The 25,971-nt window shown below is 66.0% G+C and carries 23 protein-coding genes and 1 pseudogene; 12 read left to right on the forward strand and 12 right to left on the reverse strand.

Features of this window, described 5'->3' with window-relative positions:
- Window positions 1–3: 3 nt before the first annotated feature.
- From ACSSV4_RS13305 to ACSSV4_RS13350, 10 genes and pseudogenes are all read right to left on the reverse strand, one after another.
- A complete protein-coding gene (locus ACSSV4_RS13305; protein WP_454275605.1) occupies window positions 4–306 on the reverse strand; it encodes an urease subunit gamma in 303 nt (100 codons plus the stop codon).
- 12 nt (window positions 307–318) lie between these two features.
- On the reverse strand, window positions 319–1,137 hold the full coding sequence (locus ACSSV4_RS13310) for an urease accessory protein UreD (RefSeq protein ID WP_454275606.1): 819 nt from the start codon (window positions 1,135–1,137) through the stop codon (window positions 319–321).
- Between the two features lie 130 nt (window positions 1,138–1,267).
- On the reverse strand, window positions 1,268–1,963 hold the full coding sequence (urtE, locus tag ACSSV4_RS13315) for an urea ABC transporter ATP-binding subunit UrtE (protein WP_454275607.1): 696 nt from the start codon (window positions 1,961–1,963) through the stop codon (window positions 1,268–1,270).
- A 3-nt stretch (window positions 1,964–1,966) separates the two neighbouring features.
- Window positions 1,967–2,707: an urea ABC transporter ATP-binding protein UrtD gene (gene urtD, locus ACSSV4_RS13320; protein ID WP_454275608.1), complete on the reverse strand. Its 741-nt coding sequence runs from the start codon at window positions 2,705–2,707 to the stop codon at window positions 1,967–1,969.
- Window positions 2,704–3,888, reverse strand: coding sequence for an urea ABC transporter permease subunit UrtC (gene urtC / locus ACSSV4_RS13325; protein WP_454275609.1), 1,185 nt, complete (start codon window positions 3,886–3,888; stop codon window positions 2,704–2,706). The genes urtD and urtC overlap by 4 nt, the downstream gene beginning before the upstream one ends.
- 3 nt (window positions 3,889–3,891) lie before the next feature.
- The gene (gene urtB / locus ACSSV4_RS13330) at window positions 3,892–5,865 is read right to left on the reverse strand and encodes an urea ABC transporter permease subunit UrtB (RefSeq protein ID WP_454275610.1); all 1,974 of its coding nucleotides are present in this window, start codon (window positions 5,863–5,865) and stop codon (window positions 3,892–3,894) included.
- A 70-nt stretch (window positions 5,866–5,935) separates the two neighbouring features.
- Complete coding sequence (urtA, locus tag ACSSV4_RS13335; protein WP_454275611.1) at window positions 5,936–7,219, reverse strand: urea ABC transporter substrate-binding protein; 1,284 nt, start codon at window positions 7,217–7,219, stop codon at window positions 5,936–5,938.
- A 335-nt stretch (window positions 7,220–7,554) separates the two neighbouring features.
- A pseudogene (locus tag ACSSV4_RS13340) lies at window positions 7,555–9,106 on the reverse strand (IS1380 family transposase).
- Between the two features lie 306 nt (window positions 9,107–9,412).
- A complete protein-coding gene (locus tag ACSSV4_RS13345; protein ID WP_454275612.1) occupies window positions 9,413–10,390 on the reverse strand; it encodes an alpha/beta fold hydrolase in 978 nt (325 codons plus the stop codon).
- Window positions 10,390–10,680: an SCP2 sterol-binding domain-containing protein gene (locus tag ACSSV4_RS13350; RefSeq protein WP_454275613.1), complete on the reverse strand. Its 291-nt coding sequence runs from the start codon at window positions 10,678–10,680 to the stop codon at window positions 10,390–10,392. Before ACSSV4_RS13350 ends, ACSSV4_RS13345 begins: the two co-directional genes overlap by 1 nt.
- A gap of 71 nt (window positions 10,681–10,751) precedes the next feature.
- On the opposite strand from ACSSV4_RS13350, the gene ACSSV4_RS13355 reads away from it, so the two are divergent.
- The 5 genes from ACSSV4_RS13355 (at window position 10,752) to ACSSV4_RS13375 (ending at window position 15,746) form a co-directional block, all read left to right on the forward strand.
- A complete protein-coding gene (locus ACSSV4_RS13355) occupies window positions 10,752–11,312 on the forward strand; it encodes a tetratricopeptide repeat protein (protein WP_454275614.1) in 561 nt (186 codons plus the stop codon).
- Window positions 11,313–11,332: 20 nt separating this feature from the next.
- Complete coding sequence (locus ACSSV4_RS13360) at window positions 11,333–14,164, forward strand: helicase-related protein (RefSeq protein ID WP_454275615.1); 2,832 nt, start codon at window positions 11,333–11,335, stop codon at window positions 14,162–14,164.
- A gap of 2 nt (window positions 14,165–14,166) precedes the next feature.
- A complete protein-coding gene (locus ACSSV4_RS13365; protein ID WP_454275616.1) occupies window positions 14,167–14,547 on the forward strand; it encodes an RNA-binding S4 domain-containing protein in 381 nt (126 codons plus the stop codon).
- A gap of 52 nt (window positions 14,548–14,599) precedes the next feature.
- The gene (gene fdxA / locus ACSSV4_RS13370; protein ID WP_073195131.1) at window positions 14,600–14,938 is read left to right on the forward strand and encodes a ferredoxin FdxA; all 339 of its coding nucleotides are present in this window, start codon (window positions 14,600–14,602) and stop codon (window positions 14,936–14,938) included.
- A 298-nt stretch (window positions 14,939–15,236) separates the two neighbouring features.
- Window positions 15,237–15,746 carry a CarD family transcriptional regulator gene (locus ACSSV4_RS13375; protein ID WP_454275617.1) on the forward strand — a complete coding sequence of 170 codons (510 nt, stop codon included), beginning with the start codon at window positions 15,237–15,239 and terminating at the stop codon, window positions 15,744–15,746.
- Window positions 15,747–15,911: 165 nt separating this feature from the next.
- Here ACSSV4_RS13375 and ACSSV4_RS13380 read toward each other — a convergent pair whose 3' ends face one another.
- Window positions 15,912–16,850: a glycine betaine ABC transporter substrate-binding protein gene (locus ACSSV4_RS13380; protein WP_454275618.1), complete on the reverse strand. Its 939-nt coding sequence runs from the start codon at window positions 16,848–16,850 to the stop codon at window positions 15,912–15,914.
- A 295-nt stretch (window positions 16,851–17,145) separates the two neighbouring features.
- Between ACSSV4_RS13380 and ACSSV4_RS13385 the strand changes: the two genes are divergently transcribed.
- A complete protein-coding gene (locus ACSSV4_RS13385; protein WP_454275619.1) occupies window positions 17,146–17,838 on the forward strand; it encodes a hypothetical protein in 693 nt (230 codons plus the stop codon).
- On the opposite strand, the gene ACSSV4_RS13390 is transcribed toward ACSSV4_RS13385, so the two are convergent.
- On the reverse strand, window positions 17,826–18,755 hold the full coding sequence (locus ACSSV4_RS13390) for a GlxA family transcriptional regulator (protein ID WP_454275620.1): 930 nt from the start codon (window positions 18,753–18,755) through the stop codon (window positions 17,826–17,828). The genes ACSSV4_RS13385 and ACSSV4_RS13390 overlap by 13 nt on opposite strands.
- Window positions 18,756–18,853: 98 nt before the next feature.
- Here ACSSV4_RS13390 and ACSSV4_RS13395 point away from each other — a divergent pair, with 98 nt between their 5' ends.
- Genes ACSSV4_RS13395 through ACSSV4_RS13420 form a run of 6 tightly spaced genes read left to right on the forward strand, consistent with a single transcriptional unit; the run spans window position 18,854 to window position 25,968 of the window.
- The gene (locus ACSSV4_RS13395; protein ID WP_454275621.1) at window positions 18,854–20,014 is read left to right on the forward strand and encodes an acyl-CoA dehydrogenase family protein; all 1,161 of its coding nucleotides are present in this window, start codon (window positions 18,854–18,856) and stop codon (window positions 20,012–20,014) included.
- A gap of 5 nt (window positions 20,015–20,019) precedes the next feature.
- Entirely contained in the window at window positions 20,020–22,062 is a 2,043-nt protein-coding gene (locus ACSSV4_RS13400) for an acetate--CoA ligase family protein (protein ID WP_454275622.1), read from the forward strand.
- Entirely contained in the window at window positions 22,059–22,844 is a 786-nt protein-coding gene (locus tag ACSSV4_RS13405) for a carnitinyl-CoA dehydratase (RefSeq protein ID WP_454275623.1), read from the forward strand. Before ACSSV4_RS13400 ends, ACSSV4_RS13405 begins: the two co-directional genes overlap by 4 nt.
- A gap of 3 nt (window positions 22,845–22,847) precedes the next feature.
- Window positions 22,848–23,762, forward strand: coding sequence for a 3-keto-5-aminohexanoate cleavage protein (locus ACSSV4_RS13410; protein ID WP_454275624.1), 915 nt, complete (start codon window positions 22,848–22,850; stop codon window positions 23,760–23,762).
- The gene (locus ACSSV4_RS13415; protein ID WP_454275625.1) at window positions 23,759–24,520 is read left to right on the forward strand and encodes an SDR family oxidoreductase; all 762 of its coding nucleotides are present in this window, start codon (window positions 23,759–23,761) and stop codon (window positions 24,518–24,520) included. Before ACSSV4_RS13410 ends, ACSSV4_RS13415 begins: the two co-directional genes overlap by 4 nt.
- Window positions 24,520–25,968 (forward strand): carnitine 3-dehydrogenase, encoded by a 1,449-nt coding sequence (locus ACSSV4_RS13420; RefSeq protein WP_454275626.1) that lies wholly within the window; start codon window positions 24,520–24,522, stop codon window positions 25,966–25,968. Before ACSSV4_RS13415 ends, ACSSV4_RS13420 begins: the two co-directional genes overlap by 1 nt.
- Window positions 25,969–25,971 lie beyond the last annotated feature (3 nt).

The raw sequence follows: 25,971 nt of genomic DNA on the forward strand, positions 1-25,971 counted from the left end.
CCTTCAGCGTAGTGGGTTATGGACGGTTACCAGCTTGGTGCCGTCGGGGAATGTCGCCTCGACCTGCACGGAATGGAGCATCTGCGCGATGCCCTCCATGCATTGCTCGGCGGTGATGACATGCGCGCCCGCCTCCATCAGATCGGCCACCGAACGGCCATCGCGCGCGCCCTCGACCACGAAATCGGTGATCAGCGCCACCGCCTCGGGGTGGTTGAGCCGGACACCGCGCGCGAGCCGCCCGCGCGCCACCATGGCGGCGAGTGAGATCAGCAGCTTGTCCTTTTCGCGGGGGGTGAGGTTCATCGCATGTCTCTCCTAAGTCTGCCAGACGCGGGGCAAGGGGCCGGGGCGCAGGGCGCTGACCAGCCGCATGATCTGGCGGCGCAGCGGCCGGCCGTCACCGGCCATGAGCCGGATCACCAGCCTGCCGTCAAAGCCCGAGGCGCCGCCCGACACGCCCTGCTCATCCAGCAGGTCGCGCATGCGGGGTACGGCACCCTCGGCCCCCTGGGCCACCAGCGCCAGCGTGGCGAAGGCGCGCGCGCCGTTCAGGATGGCGGGACCGGCGGTAAGCGCCTCGGTGGTCAGGTGAAGCGGTTCCATCAGCACGGGCCGCCCCGCGCGGGTGATGCGGCGGCTGTCGCGCAGGGTGGTGCGCGTGACGGTTTCGCCCATCGCGGCGCGGCCAAGCACGACCGATTCCAGCATCAGGCAAGAGGCATCTGCAGCAAGGTCGATGGTCGTCTCGCGCGCGAGATGGCTGTCCTCGAAAAGGATCGTCTCTTGTGGCAGCCAGTCGAGATGCGCGCCGGACGCGACCCGGTGATGCACCGTGACCCGCGCCGCCGCGCCGGTGCTGCGATAGGCGCGTTCGGCGGTCTGCGTGGTGCCGGTGGCCCGACAGCACGCCGCCAGATCAAGCCGGTAGGACAGAAGGTCACCCCCGGTCAGCCCGCCGGAGGTGTTGAGCAGCACGATCTCGGGGCCGGAGGTGCCGGGATGCAGGAACGCCTTGGCCGATCCCTTCTGAAACAGCCGGTCGAGCCGCCCGCCATTCGGCCCCGGCAAAAGCGTGACATGCGCGGCACCAAAGCTGCGCTCATGTCTCACGATTGGGGCGGGGCAGACGGTCATGCGGGCTCGCGTGTCAATTTCGCTGCCAACGCTACCGCCCTTGCGCCGGACCGCCAGAGGTCGGCCGCCGATGCGCCCGACCTTCGGGTGGCCGCATGCCAATTTGCCTAAATTACAGGCATGTCGCCCATCAAATGGACACTTCGCGCAAGAGCCGCGCGCGGTCCACCGTCGCGGCAGGCTCGGACAGGCGCACCTCGCCGCGATTGAGCACCACGATCTCGTCGGCCAGCCGATAGGCGAAATCGAAATACTGTTCGACCAGCACGAGGGCGATCTCCCCCTCGCCGCGCAGCAGGTCGATCACCGCGCCGATCTGCTTGATGATATTGGGCTGAATGCCCTCGGTCGGCTCGTCGAGCAACAGCACGCGAGGGCGGGCGATCAGCGCGCGGGCGATGGCCAGTTGCTGCTGCTGCCCGCCCGAGAGGTCGCCGCCGCGCCGGTCGCGCATCTGTTCCAGCACCGGGAAGAGGTCATAGATGCGGGGCGGAATCGTATGATCGCTTTTCGGCAGGCAGGCAAACCCGGTTTGCAGGTTCTCCGTCACCGTCAGCAGCGGGAAGATCTCGCGCCCCTGCGGCACATAGGCGATGCCCGATTGTGCGGCCTGCGCGGCGGAAAGATGGGGCAGTTCGCGCCCGTCGAGGGTGATGCGCCCGCCCGTGTAGGGATGCCGCCCGGCGATGGCCTTCAAGAGGCTGGTCTTGCCCACACCATTGGTGCCCATCACCGCCGTCACCGCGCCGGGGCGGGCGGCAAGGCTGACACCGTGCAGGATCTGCGAGGCACCGTAATGCAGGGTGAGGCTGTCCACGCTCAGCATCGCTTATCTCCCGAGATAGACATCTATGACCTGCTGGTTCTGCGTGACGTGATCGAGGCTGCCTTCGGCCAGCACCGACCCTTCGTGCAGCACCGTCACCTTGCAGCCCAGACGGCGGACGAATTCCATGTCATGCTCGATCACCACCACGGCACGGGTCTGCGCCGCACGTTTGAGAATGTCGGTGGTGTGCTCGCGCTCGGCGGGGGTCATTCCGGCGGCGGGCTCATCGACCAGCAAGAGGCGCGGGTCCTGCGCCAGCAGCATGCCGATTTCCAGCCACTGCTTCTGTCCATGGCTGAGGTCGCCTGCGCGGCGCGGCAGGTCGTCCATGAGGCCGATCTCCTCGGCCAATTCCGCAATGCGCGCGGACCCTTCTACCGAACGGCGATGGAGCACCACGTCGAGCGGCCCGCGTTTGCTCTTGAGCGCCATGGCGAGATTTTCGCGCACCGTCTGTTCCTCGAACACGGTGGGTTTCTGAAACTTGCGCCCGATGCCCGCCCGTGCGATGGCGCTTTCGCTCATCCCGAGAAGCGAGATGTTTTTCTCGGCCCAGATCACCCGGCCCTCGTCGGGCCTGGTCTTGCCGGTGACGATGTCCATGAAGGTCGTCTTGCCCGCGCCGTTGGGGCCGATCACGGCGCGCAATTCCGGCTCGCCGATCTGTATCGAGAGATTGTTGATGGCGCGGAAGCCGTCGAATGTGACGGAGACGCCGGAGACTTCGAGAAGGGTGGTCATGGCTTCCTCACCAGCATGTCGAACAGCCCGCCGATGCCGCGCGGAAAGAACAGCGTGACGGCGACGAAACCAAGGCCCAGAAGCACCAGCCACCAGTCGGTCCAGTTGATCGTGTAGAAGCCGAGGTCGATATCCGGCGCGCCGCCGCCGGTAAACCAGCTTGAGGCGAGCGAGACGACGGCTGCCCCGATCACAGCGCCGTAAAGCCGCCCGCGCCCGCCGATGGCGACCCAGACGGCGAGGTAAATGGACGCGATAGGGGCGATTTCGGCGGGGTTTATGATGCCCGCCTGCGGGTAATAGAGCGCGCCTGCAAGGCCAGAGACCACCGCCGTCAGGGTGAAGATCACCAGCTTGTAGCTTTCGACATGGTAGCCGAGGAAACGCACGCGGGCCTCGTTGTCGCGGATGCCGCGAATGACCGAGCCGAACTTGCCCGATATGAGCCAGGCAAAGAAGAGATAGCCAAGCCCGAGGGCAGCGGCGGAGGCCCAGAAGAACCACAGCGCGATGGTGGATTGCGGCAGGTGCAGCAGGCCGGGGATGTTCTGCAGGCCCGAGAGCCCGTTGTTGCCGCGCAAGCCGGTGTCGTTCTGGAAGAGATAGAGCGACAGCGCCAGCGTCATCGCCTGTGTCAGGATCGACAGGTAGACGCCGGTCACGCGGCTGCGAAATGCCAGCCAGCCGAAGACGAGCGCCAGCAGCCCCGGCACCAGCACCACGAAGACAAGCTGCATCGCGAGGCTGTCCGCGAAGGCCCAGATCAGCGGCAACTCGTTACTGCCCACCACACCGAAAATCTGCGTGGCGATGGCGTCGTTGATTTCTTCCTGCGTGGGGGGGATTGGCGCGTTTGCCAGCGAGTCCACCACGATGCCTTGGGTGCGGGCATACATCAGCCACATGCCGATGGCGTAGCCGCCCAGCCCGAAGAAGGCGAAATGCCCTAGACTGAGGATGCCGCAATACCCCCAGACCACGTCCATCGCCACGGCGATGAGGCACAGGCAGAGCGTCATGCCGAGGATCTTGACCATCGAGGTCGAAAGGAGCGCCACCCCAAACCCTTCGGCCAGCACGGTGACGCCGAGGGTGAAGAGGCCGAGCAGGCCTAGGAACCACATGACCGAGGGATTTTCGGCCAGAAAGCTGCGGCGCGGGGTGATATCGGGTTTGCTCATGGCTCAGTCCCCTGCCGCGCGGCCCTTGAGGGCGACGATGCCCTTGGGGCGGAACTGGATGAAGAGGATCACGAAGAGCACCATGTAGGTCTGTGCCGCCAGCGTGTTGGAGGGGTTGAACCACTCGATCCCCTTTTGCAGGAAGCCGATCATCGAGGCCCCCGCCAGCGTACCCCAGACATTGCCGACACCGCCGACCACCACGGTCATGAAGCTCTGCACGATGTAGTTGGCCCCCATCTCCGAGGTGACCTGCGCATAAAGCCCGATGGCCACTCCCGCGATCCCCGCGATGCCGGAGCCGAGGCCGAAGGTCAGCATGTTGATGCGGTCGGGGTCGATCCCCATCGAGGCCGCCATGCCGGGGTTTTGCGTTACTGCCCGCACCTCCAGCCCCAGCCGGGTACGCTTGAGGATGTAGAGGAGCAGCGCGAGGAAGATGAGGGCCAGCACGAAGATCGCCACGCGGATGGTGGAGATGCTGACGATGTCGTTGAGGGTGATCGCACCGCCAAGCCAGTCGGGGGCGGTGAGGGGACGCGCCTGCGTGCCGAAGATGTTCTTGGCCAGTTGTTGCAGGGCGATGGAGATGCCGAAGGTGGCAAGCAGCGTCTCGAGCGGCCTTGTGTAAAGGTGGCGGATCACCAGCCGCTCCATCGTGACGCCTGCACCGAACGTGACGGCAAAGGCGAGCGGCAGGGCGATCAGCAGGCTGACGGTGTAATCGGGGATAAAAAGCTGCACGACATAGCCGGTATAGGCCCCCATCATGATGAATTCGCCATGCGCCATGTTGATCACGCCCATCACGCCGAAGGTGATGGCAAGGCCGATGGCGGCGAGAAAGAATATCGAGGCGAGCGACAGCCCGTCAAGCACCAGATCGGCGGTCTGGTAGAGGCCGAGCGTGCGCGAGGTGGCGGTGAGCGCGTCCTCGGCGGTCTGTGTGATCTCTGGATCAGGTTGCAGGTATTCGGTGTAGAAGACATGGGCGGCGACGGCCTGTGCCACCTCGTCGGGCGCGGCGCGCGGCGGCACGGTGCCCGCCTGTTCCAGAGCCTCGTAGGCGCGGGCGCGGGCGGCGGTGGTGTCGAGTTGGTGCAGCGGCACGCCGCCGACAGTGCCATCCACGACATGCTGCGCGAGCACGTCGCGCAGGTCGGTGGCGGTCTGGCGCGGCGGGGCGAGGTCGGCCTCCACCAGCCGGTCATGCGCCTCAGCTTCGCTGAGGTCGGCGCCGACCTCCAGCACGCCGGCAAGGTTGATGCCGTCGGGCAGGGTCGTCGCCACGCGGTCGCGGGTGGCCGTGAGCTGGTTGAGAACGCTGCGCGCCTCGATGCTGGTGTCGCCGCCAAGCCCTGCGATCGCGTCGAGACGTTCGGATTTGGTCTCACCGAATTGCGCGATGAGCAGGGTAAGCAGGCGCTGCTTACGGGTTTTCAGGGCGGGGTCCGTCTCGGTTACGATGCTGTCGCGCAGGGGCGCGATCTGGCTTGTCTCGGCGCTACGCGCGATCGCGTCGAGCGCGGCGGCGCGGCGGGCGGGGTCGGCGGCGTTCAATTCGAATGGCACGAGGGCGGCGGCGAGTTCGCGGCGCACGCCCGCATTGGGACGGATCTGGTCGACGTCGCGGCTGCCCGCTTCGGCCACCGTCTCGCCGCTGTCGATGTCGATCAGCCGCAGGGTGTCGCCCGCCTCATCGGCGTAGAAGAAGAGCCCGTCCCCGGGGCGCAGATAGACCTCGCGCGCCTCCCATTTGCGCAGGAAATCGGCCATTCCGGGGTGATCCGAGGCCAGAAGGTCCGCGATCACCGGGCCGATGGTCTGGCGGGATGGCTTGGCGAGATCGGCCTGATACTCCTGCAGGAGCGGTTGCAGTGCGCCCTGTGCCGTCGCGATACCCGGGCGCAGGACCATGGCGCAGGCGAGGATCATCAGCAGCGCGGCGGCGCGGGCAAGGAGGGCGGTGAAACGCATGGTCGATCCGGTCCTGAGCGGGGGTGCTGTGTGAAGGGCCGCGCGGGGGTAATCGGCGCGGCCCGTCGGATCAGTAATTCGAGGTCATCTGCACGCAGGTCGCGGTCTCGGTGTTGTACATGCCGCAGCCAAGATCCTTCCAATCGCTCTTGAGCGGCGCGCTCTCGGGCAAATGATCGGTCCAGGCATCGCCGGGCACTTCCTCGGTCTGGCTGATGATGTCGAACTGACCGTCATCACGGATTTCGCCGATCAGAACCGGCTTCGACAGGTGATGGTTGGCATTCATCACCGCCATGCCGCCGGTGAGGTTGGGGAATTCCTGCCCCCACATCGCCGCGCGCACCGCGTCCACATCGGTGGTGCCCGCCTCGGTCACGGCGTTCACCCACATGTTGAAGCCGATGTAATGCGCCTCCATCGGGTCGTTGGTCACGCGCTTGGTGTCACCGATATAGTCATGCCAGGCGGCGATGAAGGCCTCGTTCTCCGGGGTGTCGGCGGACTGGAAATAGTTCCACGCCGCGAGGTGCCCGACGAGCGGCGCGGTGTCGAGGCCCGAAAGCTCTTCTTCACCGACCGAGAAGGCCACCACGGGAATGTCGGCGGCGTCCACGCCTTGCGCGGCCAGTTCCTTGTAGAAGCCGACATTGGCGTCGCCATTGATGGTCGAGATCACGCCGACCTGCTTGCCAGAGGCACCGAGGGCGACCACGTCCGAGACGATGGTGGCCCAGTCGGAATGGCCGAAGGGGGTGTAGTTGACGAAGATATCCTCATCCGCGATGCCCTTGGACTTGAGATAGGCGTCAAGGATGTTGTTGGTGGTGCGGGGATAGACATAGTCGGTGCCCAGAAGCGCGAAGCTTTCGACTCCCAGTTCGTCGAGGAAATAATCCACCGCCGGGATCGCCTGCTGGTTGGGGGCGGCACCGGTGTAAAAGACGTTTTTCGAGCTTTCCTCGCCCTCGTACTGGACGGGGTAAAACATCAGCCCGTTGAGTTCCTCCAGCACCGGCAGGGCCGATTTGCGGCTCACCGAGGTCCAGGAGCCGAAGATCACGTCGACCTCGCTCACGGTGAGCAATTCACGCGCCTTTTCGGCAAAAAGCGACCAGTCGGAGGCGGGATCGACCACCACCGCCTCGATGTCGCAGCCCAGAAGACCGCCCTTGGCGTTCTGCTGCTCGACCAGCATCAGGACGGTATCCTTTAGCGTGGTCTCGGAGATCGCCATCGTGCCCGACAGCGAGTGCAGCACACCCACCTTGACGGGGCAGTCCTGCGCCCAAGCGGGCGCGGTCAATAGCGCGGTTGTCGTGGCGAGGCTCGCCAGCAAGGTCTTGGTTTTCATCTCTTCGGAACTCCCATGTGAACGCTGCGCGCACCTGATGACGGGGCTGCCGCAGGCACGCGTACATCCCCTGCCGGGTGAGCGCGGCAGCGCATTTTTGTGTTACAAGCCAGCGGCTTCGGAATCCCCCGGGGCCGCAAGGGTTGGGTGTCGGTCACGTCCTGGCCAGACACAGCTTTTCAACATCGCAAGCCGGAGATCCGCCAACGTTTGGGGATGCCCGGGCGTTCGGATGTGGCTGTTTGCACGTTATTTGGGAGGATTCTGTCAGCGCTGCCCGATTTTTCCCCATCTGAGAATTTCGCTGAACCAAGGCCACGGCCCGGGAACTCGTGTTAACCCGGATAATTCATGAAGCTGCCTTCATGTGTTCCTGGGGCCGGTTTCACGGATCTCGGGGAGTCGCGCGCATCCGATGTTTGCGTCCGGTTTGCTGGCCGGTCGGTGACGGGGGTGTTGGGTAATGATGGATTGCTGTTTCGGTGTGTCGGGGCGCTCTGCGTCAGGCCGATTTCGGTGGGGCGAGGGCGTTGAAGAGAAGATGGAGGAGGCCCTGTCGCGGACATGATGTCGGCAGTGTGATGACGATCCGGGTCTTCTTCTCGACGATGGTTGCGGCCAGCTTGACGAGATGCAGCCGCAGCGTGTCGAACTGGGCGCGGCGCCACGGGGATCTCCTTGGGCAGGCCGCGCGTAACGTCCACCAGATCCAGTAGGCGCAGCCGTGCAGCAGTGAGCCGGGACCGTGGCCCTGGTGGGGCCGCGTAAGCCCGGCGAACGCGCATCTGGTTGGCGTTCGCCTTCGAGCACGAGGTCCGGTCTGATGCGAGGTGGGCTTTCCAGGCCTTGATGTGGTTTTCGGCCTGACCGCGAGCGGAATAAAGCTTCTCGTAAAGATGCTTGCCGCGACCGCCCATCAGATTGGTGACGATAGCGGGTATCGCGCCCCATTGGGCCAACCTCGACCCGGGCGATCACGCGGCGCGGTTTCGACCACGACCGGGCCGCGTAGGAGAAGGTTTTGAACCGGCGCAGCTTTTGCCCCGGCGTGCGGGCGTAGCGCGCAGCCGTCGACGCCTCCAGAGCCGAGATGTTTTGCGCCAGACGGCCGTTCTTTGACAGACCGAAGACATAGCACAGCCCGAGCCTGTCACACAGGTCCAGAACCTCCGGGGTGCCGTAATGGCTGTCCGCCCGGAGCAGGATTTCCGTCTCGGGCCAATGCCTGGCAATCTGCCGGATCAACCGGCGGATATGGGCCGCGCTCTCGGCTCCCTTGGGCCGGCGGGCCGGGCGCAGCAGTGTCCCCACGAGCCGGCCTTCGCCGTCGAAGACGACGATCGGCTGGAAGCCGAACGCGTCGTAGAACGCATTGAACAGGCGCAGTTGCTGGTGGCCATGCACCGCATCGAAGGTATCGTCGATATCGAGCACGATCCGGCCCGGGGCGCGCGCAAAGGACTGGCAGTAGAACCGGACCATCTCGCGGCCCATTCGGATCGGCGCGCGGGCGTCGGGCAGGTTTTCCATGCGCGAGATCGTCGGCTGCGAACATAACGCCGCCCCGGTTTCCGGGCCGCGCTCCAGGGCAATCCTGAAGCCGGGATCGTGCCGCAAGGCGTTCGCGTCATTGCCGTCTTCATACCCGGCTCCGATCATCATGATCCGGAAACGGATGATGTCGCACAGGCGATGCTGAACTTTCACCGGATCGCGCGGATCGCACAGGCAATCTGCAAGCCGCTGCGCCAGACCCGCCTTGCGCTCGATCTCGCGCAGCAGTGTCAGTCCTGCGTCGGAGCTCATGTCCGCGCCGTCAAATCCAAGCAAGATCGGCTTGCTATTGAGGGGTGACAGGCGGGGCGTGGAGCACGTAGATTGAACCATGGCGGAGGTCGTCCTCCTGAAAGCTGCATGTTTGGCGGTAACACCCAAAACATACAGCGTTTCAGATGGTTACGCTACCTCCGCCGCCTTCTCGTGAATTATTTGGGTTAGGTTCTGTTGCATCATCCTGCGCGACCACGGTCGCCAACCGGGAGCCGTGGTCGTGATCGGGCGTAGCATGGGCGATCGTGTCCGGGTGTTCGTCTGGGAAGGGGCACGATGGCCCCAGGAGCCCGGCATCGGAGGCTCGGCCAGCGATCCCCGACAGGACGATCCGCGTCAAACGCGAGGTGCAGAACACTGCCGTCAGAACACGTCGGCGATGCGGGGCGCATTGTCCGCATTTGCCGATCCGCGGCCGCCATAGAACTCGCATAGCAGGCCAAAGAGACGCGCCTGCATGTCCTCGGTGTCCATCAGGGTTTCGTGCCGTCCCCCCGGCACGATTTCCAGCCGTCCGCCGGGCCAGCGCGCCATGCGGTCATGCACGCGCGGCACGTCGACGATATCCTCGTCGCTGCCCAGGAGGGTCAGGCAGGGCGGGTCGGGTGAGGGGCGGCGCGCGAGATCCCGGGTCTCGCGCAGCGCCTCGTGAAGCCAATGCAGGCTGGGGCCGCCGAGGCCAAGCGCAGGATGCGCCCGGAGTTGCCGCCCCATATAGGCCCACATGCCCTGATCATTGGTCAGCTTGTTGGTCTCGAACGGCTCGCTCAGCACGTAATGCTCGGCGGCTGTGCCGGGGGCGTAGCGATGGCTCATCCCGACCTGACGGCTGCTCCAGGACAGCGACCAGGCCACCGGACGCAGCGCGTCGGCCATCTTGATCCCCCACATCGGCCCCGAAAAGGCGACGCTGGCGACGTCAAGGCCCTGCATCACCGCGCGCAGCCCGATGCAGCCGCCCATCGAATGCGCCAGAAGATGCCAGGGGCGCGGCAGGTCGAGCCGTTCGGCGGCCTGCATCATCGCGGCGACGTCCTGCTGATAGTCGGTGAAGTGATGCACATGGCCCGACATCGCGTCATCGAGCAGGCGGTCGGACAATCCCTGGCCGCGCCAGTCGATGGCAAGGCTGGCATAACCAGCGGCCGCAAACCGGGTCGCGGCGCGACCGTATTTCTCGATATACTCGGTGCGTCCGGGCCAGATCAGGACCGTGCCCCGGGGGGCCTCTCGGTTCCAGAGCCCGACGCGCAGGCGCAGGTTATCGTTCGCCGTGATCCACCAAGCGGCACCGCCCTCGGGCCCTTCGGCCACATCTGCAAAGAACGGTGCGGTGTCCATCAGGCGAGAACGCTGCCCAGCTTCATCGCCAGACCCATGTCGCCGTCGACGCTGAGACGGCCCGACATGAAGGCCGCTGTCGGGTCGAGATCGCCGGAGAGGATCGATTCGAAGGTATCGGCATCGGCGGTGAGTGTGACGTCGGCGTCATCGTCTGAGGCGCGCGCGCCGTCGTTGTCCATGACGATACTGCCTTCGCCCTCGATCACGAATTTTGCGGTGCCGTCAAAGCCGTCGTCGCCCATCTTTTCGTTAAGGGCCTTCACCGCCGCGTTGATCACGTCGCTCATCTGCGCTTCCTTTCACAATTGCGATGTCGGGGGTTTGAATCCCGGCATTCTGCGCTAAACTCACGACTGTTATGGGCGCAGCATTCACCAATCTCAACCGTATCGTCGCGGCAGGTCTGACGGTAGTCACGTTTTCCTTACCCGCCTCGGCGGAGGACACGCGGGTTGACTCGCTGTTGTCTGACCTGTCACAGGCCGAACCGGCGGAGGCGCGCAAGATTGCCGCCGAGGTCGAGCTGGAATGGTCGAAATCCGGCTCGCCCGCGATGGACCTGCTGTTGCGACGGGGCGAAGATGCGATCGAGGCCGGTGATCTGGATGCCGCAGTCGAGCATTTGAGCGCTTTGATCGATCATGCGCCGGATTTTGCCCAGGGCTGGCACCTGCGCTCGGTCGCGTTTTTCAAGCAGGATCACTACGGGCTGGCGCTGGCCGATATCGAGCGGGCGCTGGCACTGGAGCCGCGACAGTTCAACGTGATCTACGGGCTGGGCGTGCTGCTTGATGAGACCGGGCACCCCGATCTGGCCCATGACGCGTTTTCGCGCGCGCTGGCTATACATCCCCACCACGAGGACGTAACCAAGGCCAAAGAGCGTGTGGCCCGCGAGTTGGGCGGCGCGGAACTCTGACGGCATAAGGAACGCGGCGGATGTCCGAGCAGTCGAGAACCCTAGCGGTTCTGGGCCCCACCAATACCGGCAAGACGCATTTCGCCATCGAGCGGATGCTGGGCTATCGCACGGGGGTGATCGGCCTGCCGCTGCGCCTGCTGGCGCGTGAGGTCTATGACAAGATTGTCGCTGTGCGGGGCCCTTCGGTCGTGGCGCTGGTGACGGGTGAAGAGCGCATTGTGCCGGAGCGCGCGCAATACTGGGTCTGCACGGTCGAGGCGATGCCCGAGGGGATGGGCACGGATTTCGTCGGCATTGACGAGATTCAGCTCTGTGCCGACCCTGAGCGCGGGCATGTCTTTACCGACCGGCTGTTGCGCATGCGGGGCCTGCGCGAGACGCAGTTTCTGGGCAGTCACACGATGCGCAGCGTGATTGCCAACCTCGTGCCGGGGGTCGAATTCCTGAGCCGCGAGCGGATGTCGCAACTGAGTTACTCGGGGCCGAAGAAAATCTCGAAAATGCCCGCCCGCAGTGCGATTGTCGGATTTTCGGTGGAAAACGTCTATGCGATGGCCGAATTGCTGCGCCGCCAAAAGGGTGGGGCGGCGGTGGTGATGGGCGCGCTTAGCCCGCGCACGCGCAATGCGCAGGTGGCGCTCTATCAGAATGGCGATGTCGATTACCTGGTGGCGACCGATGCCATCGGCATGGGGCTCAACCTCGATATCAACCACGTGGCGTTTTCGTCGCTCTCGAAATTCGACGGGCGGCGGATGCGGCATCTGCAACCCAATGAGCTGGGCCAGATCGCCGGGCGCGCGGGGCGGGGGATGAGCCATGGCACATTCGGCGTGACCGGCGAGGCGCCCGATCTCGACCCCGATCTGGCGCAGGCGATCATGGAGCATCGCTTTGCCCCCATTCGCAAGCTGGAATGGCGCAACGCGCGGCTGGCCTTTGGCAGCACGCAGTCGCTGATCGCCTCACTGGAAGCCAAGCCCGAGCACGAGTTGCTGGCCCGCGCGCGGGAGGCCGACGATCTGGGTGCGCTCAAGACGCTGGCCGCGCAGCCCGATATCGCGGCGCGTGCCACCGATGCGCCCTCGGTGCGGCTGTTGTGGGATGTCTGCCGCATCCCCGATTTTCGCGGCATCAGCCATGCGGAACACGCGGGCCTGTTGGAACGACTTTACGGCGATCTGGTTGAGTATGGGCGAGTGCCCGATGATTGGCTGGGCGGCCAAGTCAAGCGGATCGACCGGACTGATGGTGATATCGACACATTGTCGAAACGGCTGGCGTATATCCGCACATGGACCTATGTCGCACAGCGCAAGGGCTGGGTGGATGACGAAAATCATTGGCGCGGCGCGACTCGCGCGGTAGAAGACCGCCTGTCGGACGCGCTGCACGACCGTCTGACGCAGAGATTTGTGGACCGGCGCACATCCGTGCTCTTGCGCCGGCTCAAGCAGAAGGAGGCCATGGTGGCCGAGGTAAACGATCAAGGTGATGTGAGCGTCGAAGGCGAATTCGTCGGACGGCTCGAAGGGTTCCGCTTCATGCAGGACAAGGCGGCAGCGGGCAAGGAGGCGCGCACGTTGCAACAGGCGAGCCTGCAGGCGCTGGCACCGCATTTCCATCTCAAGGCGGATCGCTTTTACAACGCGCCCGATACCGAGATCGACTTTACCGAACAGGGCGGGCTGCTCTGGGGCAAGGAAGCGGTGGGCAAGCTGACGCCCGGTGCCGACCCATTGAAGCCGCAGGTTGCCGCCTTTGTCGATGACGAGGCGGGCGCGGACGTGGCGCAGAAGGTGCAGCGCCGCTTGCAGCATTTCATCGACCGCAAGATTGCCACGCTCTTTGAGCCGCTGATGAACCTGCAACGCGACGAGACGCTTGGCGGTCTGGCGCGCGGTTTCGGCTTTCGCATGGTCGAGGCGCTTGGCATCATTCCGCGCGGCGAGGTGGCCGCCGAGGTCAAGGCGCTCGATCAGGAGGCGCGCAGCGCTCTGCGCAAGCATGGCGTCCGGTTCGGTCAGTTCACGGTGTTCATGCCCGCGCTGCTGAAGCCCGCGCCGACGCGGCTGCGGCTGGTGCTGTGGTCGCTGAGCAACGGGCTGCAGGAGTTTCCCGAGACGCCGCCGCCGGGTCTGGTGACGGTGCCCGCGCGTGATGACGCGCCCAAGGGTTATCACAGCATGGCAGGCTATCGCGCGGCGGGCGAGCGGGCGATTCGCATCGACATGCTGGAACGGCTGGCCGACATGCTGCGCAGCGAGGATACGCGTGGCGGCTTCGAGGCCAAGGCGGACATGTTGTCGATCACCGGCATGACGCTGGAACAGTTCGCAGCGCTGATGCAGGGCCTGGGCTACAAGGCTGAGAAGGCTGAGCGCGAGAAGGTCAAGCCGGTGGATCAGGCACTGGCAGAGGCCCCCGCCGATGCCGCGCAGGCCGCTGACGAGACCCCAGTCGAGACCGCGGAGGATGCTGTCGAGGCGATCGTCGACGAGGGCGAGGCCCCGATTGCTGCCGAACCTCAGCCGGAGGCGGAAGTCACCGCCGACATTCCCGAAACCCCGGAGGAGGAAGTGATCCCGGGCGAGACGCCCGAGATGGCGGAGCCGGAGATCGAGGTCTATTATACCTTCACCTGGGCTCCGCGCGCGCCGCGTGGCAATCGCCCCGCCCAGGGCGGGCGTGGCAAGCCGCAAGGCAAGCCCAAGGGCAAGGGCGGCCCCAAGAGCAAGCCGCGCGAGGAAAGCACCCGGAATTTCTCGTCCAAGCCGGAGAAGAAGGACAAGATCGACCCCGACAATCCCTTTGCGGCAGCCCTGATGGGGCTCAAGACCAAGGGCTGATCTTGGTCGAGGGCGCGTCACGTATCCGCCTCGACAAGTGGCTCTGGCATGCGCGGTTCTTCAAGACGCGCTCGCTGGCGTCAAAGCAGGTGTCGGGCGGGCATGTGCGGGTCAACGGCAACCGGGTGTCGAAACCGGCGCAGGCGGTTGGCCCCGAGGATGTGCTGACCTTCGTGCAGGGCGATGCGGTGCGGGTGGTGCGCATTCTGGCCCCCGGCACGCGGCGCGGCCCGGCGCCCGAGGCGCAGACGCTTTATGATGATCTGAGCGAGTCCAAGCCGCAGGACAGCGTTCCGCCCGCGCCGAAATACGAGGGAAAAGGACGCCCCACCAAGCGCGACCGCCGCAAACTCGATCTCAATGGGCCGGGGACGCTTGATTGATCCGGTCCGCTGGATTAGGTGAACCCCAACCCGGCAAACATGAGAGACGGCCATGACTTACATCGTCAACGACAATTGCATCGCCTGCAAATATACCGACTGCGTCGAGGTCTGCCCGGTGGATTGCTTTTACGAGGGCGAGAACATGCTGGTCATCCACCCCGATGAGTGCATTGATTGCGGGGTCTGCGAGCCGGAATGCCCCGCCGATGCGATCCGCCCGGACACCGAGCCGGAGATGGAGAAGTGGGTGGAGTTCAACCGCAAGTATTCCGAGATGTGGCCGGTCATCATAACCAAGAAGGACCCGCTGCCCGAGGCCGAGGAGCGCGATGGCGAGACCGGCAAGCTGGAAAAGTACTTTTCCGAAGCCCCGGGCGAGGGCGGCTGAGACCGATTCGCGCGGCTTTGGCCTGAGAGACGCGCCGCACGACCTGAAAAACCCGCTGAATCCATTGTTTTTCACGGTGGATTTACCACGCCTGTGACGCGCACCCTTCCATTGCGCCGGTTTTTATGATACATTTCCGTCACAAACAATGAGAGACGCCTGACATACGTTCACCCGCCATGCTGCCTGGGGGTGGATTTCCTTGTGACAGTCACACATATCCCCGGTCTGCAACTGGCCCGAGGCATGTGTTTGTCTGCGTCGACAGGGCGGGCCCCCTTGCTAGGAAATGAACCGAATGTCGAAATCCAAGAAATCCGAATTTCGCCCTGATGATTATGTCGTCTACCCCGCGCACGGCGTGGGTCAGATCGTGTCGATCGAAGAGCAGGAAATCGCCGGGATCACCCTGGAGCTTTTCGTGATCTCCTTCGAGAAGGACAAGATGACCCTGCGGGTGCCGACCAACAAGGCTACGGAAATCGGAATGCGCAGCCTGTCCAGCCCGGACGTGATCTCGAAGGCGATGAGCACGCTCAAGGGCAAGGCCAAGGTCAAGCGCGCGATGTGGTCGCGCCGCGCCCAGGAATACGAGCAAAAGATCAACTCGGGCGATCTGATCGCCATCGCCGAGGTCGTGCGCGATTTGCATCGCAGCGATGATCAGCGCGAGCAAAGCTATTCCGAGCGTCAGCTTTACGAGGCGGCGCTTGAACGGCTGACCCGTGAGGTCGCGGCGGTCTCCGGTGGCGACGAGGTTCTGGCCGCCAAGCAGGTGGACGAAGTTCTCGTTTCGCGCGCCGCGTAAGCGCTATTGCAGATCACTGAAAGGGCCGCGCCGTCAGGGTGCGGCCTTTCTTGTGGCCGACGCGGGCGGTTCGAGCGGGGCCCGGCGCTGCACGGCGGCGCCAGCGACGCCTTGGCTCCAAGCACGGGTGGCCGCCTGCGAAAATCCGACCCGAGCACTACCGGCCTATTGCGCCAGTGCCGCGTCCACGACCGGTTTCCAGGTCTCCTCGTTGGCCGCGAGCCAGTTGGCGGCAACCTCGGCCACCGGGCGGCCCTCCTGCTCGACCGCTAGCATCAGCGCCTCTTGCGTTTCGGTGCCGAGCTGGAAATCCTCCAGCATGTACCAAGCGGCGGGCCATTTGATCTTGGTGCCCTTGATCACCGTCTTGACCGCCTGCAGCGAAGGAATGCCGCAGTCGCCGGGCAAGTCCGGGTTCGGCCCCCAGCTTGCGGTCTCAAAACAGGCGGCCTCGGGCGTGGGTAATGTGACAAAGCGCAGATCCTGCGCGGCCACCGCCCAATGCGGCCGCCAGAACATCACCAACGCGGCGTCGCCCGAGGTGCTCGCCTCGCTCAGGGTCTCGGCCAGATCCGCTTCGGAGGCGGCGGGGCGCACCTCGAAGGGCAGGGCTAGGGCCTCGATGATGCCGACGGCGGCGCCGTCCCACTCCTCGGGGTAGTCGGTCACCACCAGACCCGAGAGGGCGGCGCAATCGCGCAGCGCTTCCCAGTCGGGCAGGCCGGGGCAGGTTGCCTCCATATGGGCGGGATAGGCAAGGCCCTCGGACAGGGTCAGGCCCAACTCGCCCATGTCCTGCAAGTCGCCGTCGAGGATCATGTCGCGGTAATTGGCCGGTGCGCGCGCCTCCCAGACTTCGAGATTGGCGTCGATACGACCCTGTTTCATGTCGCTGAAGACGCGCATGTGATCGGCCTCGACATACTCCACCGCGTATCCCATGGCGGTGAGCATCTCACCGGCCAGATGGGCGGTGATCTGTCCGCCGGTTTCAGGCAGGAGCGCCAGCCGGATGGCACTTCCGGTGTCACCCAGTTCGGCGGCATGGCTGGCCATGGGAAGGGTCAGGCCGACAATGGCGAGGGCGCGGATTCTGGACGGCATTTCAAGCTCCTGATGCAATAATGGGCGCGTGGCCCGCATGGGTCAAACGGTCAGATCGGGCCGCAGGGTGCTGAAAAGCGTTTGCGAGTAATGTGACGGCGCGTCCCGAATCGCGGGCAAGATAGCATGCGCGTCGGGCGGCGCATCCTTTTTCTGCTGCCGGGCGCAGCGGCCCGTCTGGCGGCATGGCAGATGTTCAAATCCTAGGGCAGATCTGCTAGGCTATCGAGGTCGGAAGGGCCGAAGTTCGGTTGAGTTCGCGTAGGTGTTTGCGGTAACAGACAAGGAGGCCGAGGTGAGAACTTCGAACCACAGACCGGGCGTGCTGACGCTGCTGATTGTCCTGCTGTGCATGATCGTGCCCTTCGCGCGTGCCGCAGAGGAGGGCGCGCCGCGAGCCGGGCTGATGTGGAATCGCACCGGCCTGCCTGCCGTCTTCCCGCTTCAGGTCAAGAGCCCGCCGGGCCGCGATTATTTCCTGCGATTGATCGACGTGGAGACCGGAGACGCCGCCCTCGCCGCCTATATCGAAGGAGGTGCGTTCTTTCGCGTGCTGGTGCCGCCGGGCACCTTTCGCCTGATATTCGCCGCCGGAACGACGTGGCGGGGTGAGGACGACCTCTTTGGCCCGGGCGAGGCGACGCAGATATTCGAGTTGCGCCGCCCGCTGACCTTCGAGACCCATGGGCTGGACACCAAGGCCGGACATATTGTGCGCCTGATCGAACAGCCATCCGGTGAAATCCTCGAGGCTGCGGTGAAGGGGCAGGCGATCTGCCAGACCTTCCGGCTGTCGCTGCCGGTGTCGATCTACGGTGACCAGACGAGAACGCGGCACTTCCGTCACAACCCCGGCCATATCGGCCTGCCCTCGCAGGACGTGTCGCGCTCCGGGCCGGGGCTGGTCGATCCGCCACGGGATCACGACCGGTTTCACCGTTCCTTCACCGGCCCGCGCCGGGATGTGCGGTCGCGCTATTGCGGGTGACTGCCGCGCAATTGCCGGGGTGACAGGCCAAAGGCGCGCCGGAACATCCGCGTCATCGCCGAGGCATCGTCATAGCCCACGCGCGCCGCGATCTCGGCCACCGAGAGCGGCGTGCCCTTGACCAACCGGTAAGCCTCGGACATGCGGATCAGGGCATAGATACCCTGCGGTGACCGCCCAGAGGCGGCAAGGCAGCGTTGTTCGAGGCCGCGCTGGCTGAGCGCGAGGCGGCGGGCAATTTCGGGGATCGGCAGCGGCTGCTCGACATGGCGGCGCATCAACGCAGCGGCGGCGCGCACCACCCGGTCGCCCGACATGCCCGGGGGGCTGGGCGCGTCGGCAGGCCGTTCGCCATGCATGAAGAGCGCCGCCACATCGAGGCTGAGCATCGCGCCGTGATGCTGCGCGATCAGTTCCAGCATCAGCTCCATCGTGGTCGAGGCGCCGCCGCAGCTCAGCCGGTCGCGGTCGATGACGAAGCGGTCGCTCACCACCTCGACCTCGGGATGGGCTTCCTCGAATTCGGTCAGCACGTCCCAATGCGAGGTCGCGCGGTAGCCCTCCATCAGCCCCGCCGCCGCCAGCAGGAGACTGCCGGTATCGAGCCCCACAAGGTTGCCGCAACGCGCCGCAGCACCGCGCAACCGGCGCAGGATGCCGGGCTCGGTCAGGGCGCGGTGGCCATAGCTGGGCATGACAAAGAGGTAATCGACGCGCGGCATGTCCGAAAGCCGTAGCATCGGCGTCACCGGCAGGCCGCTCGACGACAGCACGGTGCCGCCGTCAAGGCCGATGAAGTGCCAGTCATAGAGATCGCGGCCCGCCAGCGTGTTAGCGGCGCGCAGCGGCTCGACCGCGTTGGCAAGGCACAGGTTGGAAAAGCTGGGAAAGAGAAGGATCGCGACCTGGCGTTGCATCGGAAAATTTCGAATCCTGCATGATCTGGAGCATTTTCGGCATGATACCGCCCGCGCCCGATGTCTAGCAATATCATCAGGACAGCAGGGAGCATGGCATGGATTTCGATCTGAGCGCCGAACAGGAGATGATCGTCTCGACGGTCCGCAGCTTTGTCGAGACCGAGATCTACCCGCATGAGGCAGAGGTGGAGAGCCGGGGTGAAGTGCCGCCCGAGCTTGCCGCGGAGCTGCGCCGCAAGGTCATCGACATGGGGTTCTGGGCCTGCAACTTCCCCGAGGAGATCGGCGGCGGCGGGCTCGGCCATCTCGATTTCGCGCTGGTCGAGCGGGAATTGGGGCGCGGCTCGATGGCGCTCACGCATTTCTTCGGGCGGCCGCAGAACATCCTGATGGCCTGCACGGGCGATCAGCGCGAGCAGTACCTGCTTCCAGCGGTGCGTGGCGAGCGGATGGACGCGCTGGCGATGACCGAACCCGATGCCGGATCGGATGTGCGCGGCATGAAATGCACAGCGGCGCGCGACGGGTCGGACTGGATCGTGAACGGCACCAAGCATTTCATCTCGGGCGCAGATCACGCGGATTTCTTCATCGTCTTCGTGGCGACCGGCGTCGATGAGACGGCGCATGGCCCGAAAAAGCGGATCACCTGTTTTCTGGTGGATCGCGGGCATCCCGGCTTTACCGTGCGCGATGGCTATCGCTCGGTCTCGCATCGCGGCTACAAGAACTGCATCCTCGAATTCGGCGATTGCCGCCTGCCGCAGGGCCAGGTTCTGGGCGAGGTCGATGGCGGATTCGAGGTGATGAACACCTGGCTCTATGCCACCCGGATCACCGTGGCGACGATGAGCGTCGGGCGCGCGCGCCGGGTTTTTGACCTTGCGCTGCACCATGCCGCCGAGCGGCGGCAATTCGGCCAGCCGATCGCGAAATTTCAGGGTGTCAGCTTTCAGATCGCCGATATGATCACCGAGATCGACGCCGCCGACTGGCTGACGCTCGCGGCCGCCTGGCGGCTAGACCGGGGCCTGCCCGCCAATCGCGAGATCGCCAGCGCCAAGCTCTATGCCTCCGAGATGCTGGCGCGGGTGACCGACGCCGCGCTGCAGATCCATGGCGGCATGGGTCTGATGGACGATCTGCCCATCGAGCGGTTCTGGCGCGATGCGCGGGTCGAGCGGATCTGGGACGGCACCAGCGAGATCCAGCGCCATATCATCGGGCGGGACCTGTTCCGCCCGCTCGGGGCCTGAGCGCGATGCAAGACCTGTCGCGCCTGTTGCGCCCGCGCTCCATCGCGGTGATCGGCGGCGGCACCTGGTGCCGCGACGTGATCGCGCAATGCCGCCGGATCGGCTTTGCCGGCCCGGTCTGGCCGGTGCATCCCCATCGCGACGAGATCGGCGGGCTGCCCGCCCATGCCCGCGTGACGGACCTGCCCGAAGCACCCGACGCCGCCTTCATCGGGGTCAATCGCGCCGCCAGCATCGAGACGGTGCGCGCGCTCCATGCAATGGGGGCCGGGGGGGCGGTCTGTTTCGCCTCGGGCTTTCGCGAATCGACCTCCGAGACCGGCGATGGCCGGGACATGGAGGCGGCCCTGGTGCGCGCGGCGGGGCCTTTGCGCATTCTCGGGCCGAATTGCTACGGATTTCTGAACCTGCTCGACGGGGCCGCGCTCTGGCCCGATCAGCAGGGCGCGCGCCGCGTGGAACGGGGCGTGGCGCTGATCACGCAATCCTCGAATATCGCGATAAACCTCACCATGCAGACCCGGGGCCTGCCGCTGGCCTATGTGGTCACCGTCGGCAATCAGGCGCAGACCGGCATGGCCGAGATCGCCGAGACGCTGCTGGCCGATCAGCGGGTCACAGCACTCGGGCTGCATGTCGAGGGCGTGGGCGATCTGGCGGCGTTCGAGGCGATGACCCGCGCCGCCCGGGCGCGCAGCGTGCCGGTGGTGGTGATCAAATCGGGGCGCACGGCGCAGGCGCAGGCGGCGGCGCTGTCGCATACCGGCGCGCTTGCGGGCAGCGATGCGGGCGCGCGGGCGCTGTTCGAGCGGCTGGGCGTGGTGCAGGTCGACACGCTGTCCGACCTGCTGGAAACCTTGAAGATCCTGCATGTCGTGGGCCCGCTCGCCTCGCCCCGCATCGCGTCGCTGTCCTCGTCGGGCGGCGAGGCGGGGCTGATCGCGGATCAGGCCGCGCGGGCCGGGCTGATCTGCCCGCCGCTCGATGCGGCGCAGCAGGCGGGCTTGCGCGCCGCCCTCGGGCCGCGCGTCGCGCTCGCCAACCCGCTCGATTACCACACCTATATCTGGGGCGACCGCGCGGCGATCGCCGCCACCTTTTCGGCGATGATGGCGGGCGATCTGGCACTGGGCGTGGTGATCCTCGACTTCCCGCGCCCGGACCGCTGCGACGGCGCCGCCTGGCATATCGTGATCGACGCCGTCGCCGACACCATGGCGGCCACCGGGCGGCCCATGGCGATCCTGTCGAGCCTGCCCGAGACCATGCCCGAAGACGTGGCCGAGGCGATGATAGCGCGCGGCATCGTGCCGTTGTGCGGCATGGCCGAGGGGGTGGCGGCGATGGCCGCCGCCGCGCGCTGTGGCGCGCAGCGGGCGTATCCCAGCCCGCTGGCCATCCCCGCGCCAATCGGCGATGAAAGCCACCTGCTGACCGAGGCCGAGGCCAAGACCCGGCTGGCGGCGCGTGGCGTGGCGGTGCCGCGCGCGCAAACCGCCCATGGCCCCGAGGAGGCCGCAGAGGCCGCCACCGCGCTCGGCTTTCCGGTTGTGCTCAAGGCACTGGGCATCGCGCACAAGACCGACGCCGGGGCGGTCGCGCTCCACCTGTCCAGCCCCGAGGCGGTCGCTGTGGCGGCCACGCGCATGGGCGGTGCCAACTTTCTGATCGAGGAAATGATCACCGGCGGCGTGGTGGAACTTCTGGTGGGCGTGATCCGCGACCCGGCGCATGGCTTCGTGCTGACGCTTGGCGCGGGCGGCGTGCTGACCGAACGGCTGGCCGATACCGTCTCGCTCTTGCTGCCCGCCGAACCCGCCGATATCCGCGCCGCGCTCGACCGGCTGCGGATCGCGCCGCTGCTGCATGGCTATCGCGGCGCGCCCGCCGCCGATCTCGACGCGCTGGTCGCGGCGATTGAGGCGGTGCAGGCCTGCGCGCTTGCGCATCAGGCCCAATTGCACGAGCTTGAGATCAACCCGCTGATCGCCACCCCGGAGCGCGCCATCGCGCTCGATGCCCTTTTCAGACTGGGAGGAAACCCATGACCGACAGTCCGATCCGAACTGAACGCCGAGGCGCGGTGCTCGAGGTGACGCTGGACCGGCCCAAGGCCAATGCGATAGATTTCGCGACCAGCCGCATCATGGGCGAGGTATTCACCGAGTTCCGCGACGACCCGGATCTGCGGGTCGCGATCCTGACCGGGGCGGGCGAGAAATTCTTTTGCCCCGGCTGGGATCTCAAGGCCGCCGCCGGGGGCGAGGCGGCGGATGGCGACTATGGCAAGGGCGGCTTTGGCGGGTTGCAGGAATTGCGCGGGCTCAACAAGCCGGTGATCGCCGCCGTGAACGGCATCGCTTGCGGCGGCGGGCTGGAGCTGGCGCTCTGCGCCGATATCATCCTTGCGGCGGATCACGCCAGCTTTGCGCTGCCGGAAATCCGCTCCGGCACGGTGGCGGATGCCGCCTCGATCAAGCTGCCCCGGCGCATTCCCCACCACATCGCGATGGAATTGCTGTTCACCGGGCGCTGGTTCGATGCCCAGGAGGCGGCGCATTGGGGTCTGGTCAACCGGGTGCTGCCCGGCGCCGATCTGATGGAGGCGGCGCAGCAGATGGCCGATGAGCTGGCCGCAGGTCCGCCGCTCGTCTTCGCCGCGATCAAGGAAATCGTGCGCGAGGCCGAGGATATGAAGTTCAACGATGCGCTCAACCGCATCACCCGAAGCCAGTTCGAGACGGTGGAACGGCTCTACCGCTCGGAGGATCAGAAGGAAGGGGCGCGCGCCTTTGCAGAGAAGCGCGACCCGGTTTGGAAAGGAAGGTAACCGATGCCGCTGACCATGACCCGCGACGTGTTCATCACCTGCGCCGTGACCGGTTCGGGTGCCAGCCAAGACCGCAGCCCGCATGTGCCGCGCTCGCCGAAGGAAATCGCCGAGAGCGCCATAGACGCCGCCCGCGCCGGGGCCGCCATCGTGCATTGCCATGTGCGCGACCCCGAGAGCGGCGCACCGTCGCGGCGGCTCGATCTTTACCGCGAGGTGACCGAGCGCATTCGTGACGCGGAGGTGGATGTGGTGCTGAACCTGACCGCCGGCATGGGCGGCGACATCACCTTCGGCTCGACCGAGGCGCCGCTGCCGGTAAATCCGGCGGGCACCGACATGATCGGCGCCGAGGAGCGGGTGGCGCATGTCGCCGACTGCCTGCCCGAGATCTGCACGCTGGATTGCGGGACGATGAATTTCGCCGAGGCCGATTACGTGATGACGAACACGCCCGGCATGCTGCGCGCCATGGGCCGGAGGATGACCGACCTGGGCGTGAAGCCCGAGATCGAGGCCTTCGACACCGGGCATCTGTGGTTCGCCCAGGAACTGGTCAAGGAGGGCGTGCTGGAGGCCCCGGCGCTGGTGCAGCTGTGCATGGGCGTGCCCTGGGGCGCACCCGATGACCTCAACACCTTTATGGCGATGGTGAACAACGTGCCCGACGACTGGACCTTCTCGGCCTTCTCATTGGGGCGCAACCAGATGGCCTATGCGGCGGCGGCGGTGCTGGCGGGCGGGCATGTGCGCGTCGGGCTCGAGGACAATCTATGGCTCGAGAAGGGCGTGCTGGCCACAAACGCGCAGCTCGTGGAGCGTGCCGTCGGCATCGTCGAGCGCATGGGTGCGCGGGTCATGAGGCCGCAGGAGGTGCGCGACGCGCTCGGGCTCGTGAAGCGGGCGCCGCGCGGATGAGCCAGCGCGTCGTGATCACCGGCGGCGCGTCGGGCATCGGGCAGCGTCTGGCCGAACGCTTTGCCGCGCGTGGCGACCGGGTGGCGCTCTGCGATGCCGACGCGGCGGCGGTCGCGCGGATGCGCGCCGATCATCCGGCGATGATCGTGTGGCGGGCGGATGTCACCGACGAGGCGCAGATGACCGCCTTTCTCGGCGAAGTCGAGACGGCCTGGGGCGGGGCAGATGTGCTTTGCGCCAATGCGGGCAGCGGCGGCCCGGCGGGACGGATCGAGGATCTCGACTATGCCGAGTGGCGGGCCTGTGTGGGTGTCAACCTCTTCGGGGCGTTTCTGGCCTGTCGCTGGGCGGCGCGGGTGATGCGGGCGCAAGGCGCGGGGCTGATCCTGCTGACCACCTCCACCTCTGGCCTGCACGGCGTGCCCTACCGCACGCCTTACGTGGCGGCAAAATGGGGTCTGGTGGGGCTGACCAAGACGCTGGCGATGGAGCTTGGCCCGGCCGGCGTGCGCGTCAACGCCATCGCCCCCGGCGCGGTCGAGGGTGCGCGGATGGAGCATGTCGTGGCGATGGAGGCCCGCGCCTCGGGTCGCACGGAAGACGCGGTGCGCGGCGTCTACGCCTCGGGCACCAGCCTGCGCACTTGGGTCACGGCGGACGATCTGGCGGATATGGCGCTCTTTCTCGCCTCGCCGGGCGCGGGCAAGGTAACCGGCCAGATCATGGCCGTGGACGGACATACGGAGAGGATGGTGTGATGACGGGCAAGGCGGCAATCATCGGCGGCGGGGTGATCGGCGGCGGCTGGGCCGCGCGGTTCCTGCTCAATGGCTGGGACGTGGCGGTGTTCGATCCCGATCCGGAGGCCGAGCGCAAGGTGGGCGAGGTGCTGGCCAATGCACGCCACGCGCTGCCCGGGCTTTATGACGCGGCGCTGCCCGAGGAGGGACGGCTGAGCTTTCACACCTCCATGTCCGAGGCGGTGGAGGGCGCACAGTGGATTCAGGAAAGCGTGCCCGAACGTCTGCCGCTCAAGCGCAAGGTGTTCCAGACCTTGCAGGAATGGTGCGACCCGGAGGCGATCATCGGCTCGTCCACTTCGGGGTTCAAGCCGTCGGAATTGCAGGGCTGCGCCACCCGGCCCGGTCAGATCGTCGTCACGCATCCGTTCAATCCGGTCTATCTTCTGCCGCTGATCGAACTGGTGACGACCGACAAGAACGCCCCCGACCTGATCGACCGGGCGAAGCAGACGCTCACCTCGGTCGGGCTCTATCCGTTGCATCTGCGCCGCGAGATCGACGCCCATATTGCCGACCGCTTTCTCGAGGCGGTCTGGCGCGAGGCGCTGTGGCTGGTCAAGGACGACATCGCCACCACCGAGGAAATCGACGAGGCGATCCGTATGGGCTTTGGCCTGCGTTGGGCGCAGATGGGCCTTTTCGAGACCTATCGCATCGCCGGGGGCGAGGCGGGCATGCGCCATTTCCTCGATCAGTTCGGCCCCTGTCTGAGCCTGCCCTGGACCCGGCTGACGGATGTGCCGGACTATGACGAGGCGCTGGTCGAGTTGATCGCGAGCCAGTCGGACGCGCAATCCGGTCATCTCAGCATCCGCGAGCTGGAACGGCTGCGCGACGACAATCTCGTCGCCATGCTGCGCGCGCTCAAGCGCACGCAGACCGGGGCGGGTGGTGTCATCCTTACCCATGAGGCCACGCTGCCGCGCGCCGAGACCGGGGTGGATGGCCTGCCGATGACGCTTGAGGCGCAGGTGCCGAGCAGTTTCGCCGATTACAACGGTCACATGAACGAGGCCGCCTATCTCGAGCTTGGCACCCGCGCCTCGGACCGGCTGATGGAGATGCTGGGCGCGGATGCCGCCTATATCGCGAGCGGGCTGAGCTATTTCACGGTCGAGACGGATATCCGCTATCTCGCCGAGATCGAGATCGGTCGGCGCGTCACCATGACCACGCAGCTTCTCGCCGGGGACGGGCGCAAGCTGCATCTGTTGCACCGGCTCTGGGATGGCGACGATACTCCGGCGGCCACCATCGAGACGCTGCTGCTGCATGTCGATCTGGCGACCCGGCGCGTTGTGGCCCCCGGAGAGGCGCTGGCCGGTCGCGCAGCGGCGATGCTGGCGGCGCATACCGCGCATCCCGTGCCCGAACGTCTGGTGCTGGGCCGCGCCAAACGCTGAGCG

The sequence above is a fragment of the Roseovarius sp. MBR-154 genome, from assembly GCF_053628595.1.

Bases quoted from the DNA above. Each gene is read 5' to 3' on its own strand.
- ACSSV4_RS13305 (WP_454275605.1), bottom strand. From the start codon at position 306: ATGAACCTCACCCCCCGCGAAAAGGACAAGCTGCTGATCTCACTCGCC.
- ACSSV4_RS13310 (WP_454275606.1), bottom strand. From the start codon at position 1,137: ATGACCGTCTGCCCCGCCCCAATCGTGAGACATGAGCGCAGCTTTGGT.
- urtE (WP_454275607.1), bottom strand. From the start codon at position 1,963: ATGCTGAGCGTGGACAGCCTCACCCTGCATTACGGTGCCTCGCAGATC.
- urtD (WP_454275608.1), bottom strand. From the start codon at position 2,707: ATGACCACCCTTCTCGAAGTCTCCGGCGTCTCCGTCACATTCGACGGC.
- urtC (WP_454275609.1), bottom strand. From the start codon at position 3,888: ATGAGCAAACCCGATATCACCCCGCGCCGCAGCTTTCTGGCCGAAAAT.
- urtB (WP_454275610.1), bottom strand. From the start codon at position 5,865: ATGCGTTTCACCGCCCTCCTTGCCCGCGCCGCCGCGCTGCTGATGATC.
- urtA (WP_454275611.1), bottom strand. From the start codon at position 7,219: ATGAAAACCAAGACCTTGCTGGCGAGCCTCGCCACGACAACCGCGCTA.
- ACSSV4_RS13345 (WP_454275612.1), bottom strand. From the start codon at position 10,390: ATGGACACCGCACCGTTCTTTGCAGATGTGGCCGAAGGGCCCGAGGGC.
- ACSSV4_RS13350 (WP_454275613.1), bottom strand. From the start codon at position 10,680: ATGAGCGACGTGATCAACGCGGCGGTGAAGGCCCTTAACGAAAAGATG.
- ACSSV4_RS13355 (WP_454275614.1), top strand. From the start codon at position 10,752: ATGGGCGCAGCATTCACCAATCTCAACCGTATCGTCGCGGCAGGTCTG.
- ACSSV4_RS13360 (WP_454275615.1), top strand. From the start codon at position 11,333: ATGTCCGAGCAGTCGAGAACCCTAGCGGTTCTGGGCCCCACCAATACC.
- fdxA (WP_073195131.1), top strand. From the start codon at position 14,600: ATGACTTACATCGTCAACGACAATTGCATCGCCTGCAAATATACCGAC.
- ACSSV4_RS13375 (WP_454275617.1), top strand. From the start codon at position 15,237: ATGTCGAAATCCAAGAAATCCGAATTTCGCCCTGATGATTATGTCGTC.
- ACSSV4_RS13380 (WP_454275618.1), bottom strand. From the start codon at position 16,850: ATGCCGTCCAGAATCCGCGCCCTCGCCATTGTCGGCCTGACCCTTCCC.
- ACSSV4_RS13390 (WP_454275620.1), bottom strand. From the start codon at position 18,755: ATGCAACGCCAGGTCGCGATCCTTCTCTTTCCCAGCTTTTCCAACCTG.
- ACSSV4_RS13395 (WP_454275621.1), top strand. From the start codon at position 18,854: ATGGATTTCGATCTGAGCGCCGAACAGGAGATGATCGTCTCGACGGTC.
- ACSSV4_RS13400 (WP_454275622.1), top strand. From the start codon at position 20,020: ATGCAAGACCTGTCGCGCCTGTTGCGCCCGCGCTCCATCGCGGTGATC.
- ACSSV4_RS13405 (WP_454275623.1), top strand. From the start codon at position 22,059: ATGACCGACAGTCCGATCCGAACTGAACGCCGAGGCGCGGTGCTCGAG.
- ACSSV4_RS13410 (WP_454275624.1), top strand. From the start codon at position 22,848: ATGCCGCTGACCATGACCCGCGACGTGTTCATCACCTGCGCCGTGACC.
- ACSSV4_RS13415 (WP_454275625.1), top strand. From the start codon at position 23,759: ATGAGCCAGCGCGTCGTGATCACCGGCGGCGCGTCGGGCATCGGGCAG.
- ACSSV4_RS13420 (WP_454275626.1), top strand. From the start codon at position 24,520: ATGACGGGCAAGGCGGCAATCATCGGCGGCGGGGTGATCGGCGGCGGC.